Genomic DNA, 4644 nt, shown 5'->3' on the forward strand with positions numbered 1-4644 from the left:
GCCCAGCACGACGATCCAGTCGCGCCGCGTCAGCGCCGGCTTGCCGCGCCCCGCCCACCACGACAGCAGCAGGAACAGCGGCAGCGCGAACAGCATGCGGTACATGATCAGCGTGACCGCATCGACATCGTGCCGGTAGGCCAGCTTGACGATGATGGCCTTGCCGGAGAAGGCGATGGCACCCAGGGTGGCCAGCAGCAGGCCGGGCCAGTGGCGTGGAGGGGTCGAGGGAGCGTCTGTCGAAGGTACCGCCGAGGGGCTGCTCATTGAAGGGATTCTACGGAGCGCCCCGTAGCCCGGGTGCCAACCCGGGATCCCGGATTCGCATCCGGGCTACAACTTGAAGCTGCCCACCGCGCGTGACAGCATCGTCGCCTGGTCCTTCAGGCTCTGCGTCGCGGCGGTCGATTCCTCGACCAGCGCCGCGTTCTGCTGCGTCATGTGATCGAGCTGGGCGATCGCCTGGTTGACCTGGCCGATGCCGTCGCTCTGCTCGCCGGCGGCGGTGCTGATCTCACCGATGATGTCCGTCACGCGGCGCACCGAGCTGACGATCTCGCGCATCGTCGTGCCGGCCTCTTCCACCAGCCGCGTGCCCGATTCCACCTTGCCGACGCTGTCGCCGATCAGGCTCTTGATCTCGCGCGCGGCCTGCGCGCTGCGCTGCGCCAGGCTGCGCACTTCGCCGGCCACCACCGCGAAGCCGCGGCCCTGCTCGCCCGCGCGCGCCGCTTCCACCGCAGCGTTCAGCGCGAGGATGTTGGTCTGGAACGCGATGCCGTCGATCACGCCGATGATGTCGGCGATCTTCTTCGAGGAGCCGGCGATGGCCTCCATCGTCTGCACCACGTCAGCCACCACCTCGCCGCCGCGCGTGGCCACGCCCGAGGCCGACAGCGCCAGCTGGTTCGCCTGCTTCGCCGCATCGGCGCTCTGGSGCACGGTGGCGGTCAGTTGCTCGACGCTCGACGCCGTCTGCTGCAGGTTCGACGCCGTCTGCTCGGTGCGCGACGACAGGTCGAGGTTGCCGGCCGCGATCTCGGTGCTGGCGGTCGTGATGGATTCGCTCACGTGCTGCACGCTCGCCACCAGTTCGGCCAGCTTGCCCTGCATCGCGCCCAGGTCGGACACCAGCGCCTGCACCTCGTCATGCGAGCCGGTCGCCACAGGCACCATGCTCAGGTCGCCGGCGGCCACGCGCTCGGCCATCCGCGAGGCGCCCGCCAGCGGCCGCACGATCGAGCGCGACAGGGCCCACGCGCAACCGAGGCTCACCAGCAGCCCCAGCGCGATGCCGATCGCCAGCATCGTGATGCCCTCGCGCTCGCTGCGCGCCGCTGCGGCGCGGGCCTCCTCGACGCGCTGCGCCTGGTAGGCCGCGAGGTCGTCCACCGCCTTCGCATAGGCATCGGCTGCCGGGCGCAGCTTGCCGGCGATGTCGTCGCCGGCGACCTTCTCGCCGGCCGCCTTGCGCTTGACCAGCCCGTCGCGCACGCCGCGGAACTTGCCGCCGGCCTCGTCGATGACGCTGAACAGCTCCTTCGTGCGCTCGTTGTCGACCAGGTCCTCCAGCGTCTTGCGGACCACCTCGGAGCGCGCCGAGGTCAGCTTGCGGTCGGCGTTGATGCGAGCGGCGAACTCGGCATCGTCGATCTGCAGCAGCGTCTCGGCACGGGCCGAGCTGAGCACGACGATCGAATGCAGCTCGCGGGCGAGCAGCGCGCGCTGCGACGACGCGCCGCCGAGATCGTTGGCGATGTCCTGCAGCCGGTCCAGGCGCCAGATGCCGATGCCGGCCGCCAGCGAGGTCACCAGCATCACCAGGCCGAAAGCCAGCGCCAGCCGCGGGGCCAGGCGCATGCGCGAAAAGAGGGAAGTCATGGAAAAAGTCCTTGGAACTGCATTGGACGGAGGTGCCGCTGTCGGCAATCGACCGACAACGGCAACGCAATCCCCGGCTATCGGAAAAACGGCGCCGAACTTAAGGGTTTTCCCGAGGTGGCCGGCGCTCCATGCCCCAGGTGTCGGCGGCGCGCTGGAAGCCCAGCGCCTCGTACAGGCCGATCGCCACGTAGCCGGGGTCCGCGATGATCACCAGCGACGACAGGCCCATGACCTCGAAGCCGTGCCGGCACACCGCATGGATCAGCGCCGAACACAGGCCGCGGCGGCGCCAGGCCGGGTGCGTGGAGACGAACTGGAAGCGGCCGATGGCGCCCGGCCCGAAGCCGTCGCGGAACAACCCGCAGTCGGCGACGAGCAGCGCTTCACCGGTGTCGTTGCCGTCGGCGCCCGGCGGAGCGAAGACACCGAACCAGTGCCCGAGCCCGGCGCGCTCGAAGCTGCCGTAGCGCAACATCTGCCGTTCACGGAAAACCAGGTAGCCGCCGGGCTCGTGGCCGTCGATATCGGCCGCCACCTGCAGCTTCGCGGCCAGGGCACCCTCGTCGGGCAGGCGCAGCGGCCGGATCCGCCACCCATCGCCGATCGCCTTGCGCGGGGGCTTCAGCTGCTGCGGTGCGAGCGTCAGCACCGCGCCTTGCATCGCCGTGAGCCCGAGCGCCGCGAAATCCGCCGGCACCTCGATCGGCCCCGCTGCGTCGACGCCGAACGCGAGGTGCCTCGATTCCGGCTGGTGCTGCACGATCTCGCGCTCGAACGCGGCCGTCCAGGTGGCGGCATCGCCTGCGCGCGGCGCGCGGTCGAACAACAGGAAGTTGCCCCACCAGAAGGTCGGGTTCTGCGGCGTGCGGATCAGCAGGTAGTCCGGCCGCTCGATGACTTGCGCATCGAAGCGGGGAAAGATCAGCTCGCTGCGCCAGCCGAGCGACAGGCGGTCGATGAAGGGCATCAGGGGTCACCGGTTTCGGGCGGACCGACAGTATCCGGCGGCCCCGGGTCGGCAACTTGCTAGCATCCGCAGCGGCGTCACGGAGGGCGCCTCACAACAAGGACAACACGATGCATCGGGAGAAGGAACGCCCCGTCCGCACAGGGCGGAACCGGGCGCTGAGGGCGTGCTTTGCCGGCTTGATCCTGTCGATGGCAGCCGGCAGCCACGCGGCAGAGTACCGCCGCGGACCGGCACCGGCCTGGGTCAGGCCGCAACCGCTGGACGAGCAGGCCAAGCCGCCCCTCGGCAAGGGCAGCCAGGGAACGCACTACCTGCTGGTCGACCAGCAGACCCGCCTCGACGGCAGCGAGCGCAGCACCTACCGGCGCGTCGCCAGCCGGGCGCTGAACCTGCGCGGCGTCGAGTCGGAGTCGCACCAGTCCATCGAGTTCGACCCGTCCTATGAAACGCTCACGCTGCACACGCTGAACGTGCACCGCGACGGCCGCATCCAGGACCGCCTGGCCTCGGCGCAGATCAAGGTGCTGCAGCGCGAATCGGACCTCGAATCCCGTGTCTACGACGGCAGCAAGACCGTCGACATCGTGCTCGACGACATCCGCCCCGGCGATGTCGTCGACTACGCCTACAGCCGCTCCGGCWACAACCCGGTGTTCGGCGGCCGCGCCTTCGGTCGCATGGACCTGCAATGGTCGGTGCCGGTGCATGCGATGCACCACCGCCTGCTGGCGCCCTCGGACCGCACGATCCAGTGGCTCGCCTCGCCGGCAGCTCCACCGCTCCTCGAAGAACGCCAGGGCGCGTGGACCGAGCGGGTCTGGCAAGCCATCGGCATCGATCCGATACCGCAACAGAACGACACGCCGCGCTGGTTCGATCCGTATGCGTCGGTCAGCTGGAGCGAGTTCGCCGACTGGGCCGACGTGGCACGCTGGGCCGAGCCGCTGTATGCGGCGCAGGCGCCGGCGGCCGGCCCGCTGCGTGCCGAGATCGACCGCATCGCCGCCTCGGCCCGGTCGCCCGAGCAGCGGTTGCTCGCGACGCTGGCCTTCGTGCAGTCGCAGATCCGCTACCTCGGCGTCGAGGTGGGTCCGGGATCGCACGCACCGCGCCCGCCCGAGACGGTGCTCGCCCGCCGCTACGGCGATTGCAAGGACAAGGTGCTGCTGGCCGTGACGATGCTGCGCGCGCTCGGCGTGCAGGCCRATCCGGCGCTGGTCCACACGCGGCTGCGCGGCCACGTCGGCGACCGCCTGCCGTCGCCCGGTGCCTTCAACCACGTCATCCTGCGTGCGCAGCTCGGCGACCGGGCGGTGTGGGTCGACCCGACCCGCTACCTGCAGCAAGGCCGCATCGATCACATCGCGCAGGCCGACTTCGGCCGGGCGCTGCTGCTGGACGGCCGYTCGACCGCCCTCGAGCCGATGCCGGCGGCAGCGTCCACCGGCCACCCGCACGACATCGCGATGGTGATCGACGCCTCGCGCGGCTTCGACAAGACGCCGACACTCGACATCACCAGCACCTACCAGGGCGAGAAGGCCGACGAGATGCGCGACACGCTGCGCAACGACAGCTTGGCCGACCTGCAGGCGAACTACCTGAACTTCTACCTGCGCTCGTACCCCGGCCTGAGCGTCGCGAAGCCGTTCAGCTTCGAGGATGACGAGGCCGGCAACCGGCTGGTGACGCACGAGCACTACCGCATGGCGACACTGGTGGCCGAAGAGGCAGACAGCCCGCGGCCGCCGGCCTACCTGCGCGTGCCGGACATCCGCTCGCTGCTCGGG

The 4644-nt window shown here is 70.3% G+C and carries 4 protein-coding genes; 1 reads left to right on the forward strand and 3 read right to left on the reverse strand.

Annotated features, from left to right (window positions below; genetic code table 11):
- The 3 genes from AC1D12_RS25290 to AC1D12_RS25300 all read right to left on the reverse strand — a co-directional run.
- Nucleotides 1–267, reverse strand: a 267-nt coding sequence (locus AC1D12_RS25290; RefSeq protein ID WP_477843642.1) for an EamA family transporter, incomplete at its 3' end; no start/stop codon positions are given.
- Between the two features lie 66 nt (nucleotides 268–333).
- Nucleotides 334–1881 carry a methyl-accepting chemotaxis protein gene (locus tag AC1D12_RS25295; protein ID WP_477843644.1) on the reverse strand — a complete coding sequence of 516 codons (1548 nt, stop codon included), beginning with the start codon at nucleotides 1879–1881 and terminating at the stop codon, nucleotides 334–336.
- A gap of 100 nt (nucleotides 1882–1981) precedes the next feature.
- Nucleotides 1982–2851: a GNAT family N-acetyltransferase gene (locus AC1D12_RS25300; protein WP_477843646.1), complete on the reverse strand. Its 870-nt coding sequence runs from the start codon at nucleotides 2849–2851 to the stop codon at nucleotides 1982–1984.
- Nucleotides 2852–3042: 191 nt separating this feature from the next.
- Between AC1D12_RS25300 and AC1D12_RS25305 the strand changes: the two genes are divergently transcribed.
- On the forward strand, nucleotides 3043–4644 hold a 1602-nt coding region (locus AC1D12_RS25305; RefSeq protein ID WP_477843648.1), incomplete at its 3' end, for a DUF3857 domain-containing transglutaminase family protein.

This window comes from Rhizobacter sp. P1_G5, from assembly GCF_056405435.1.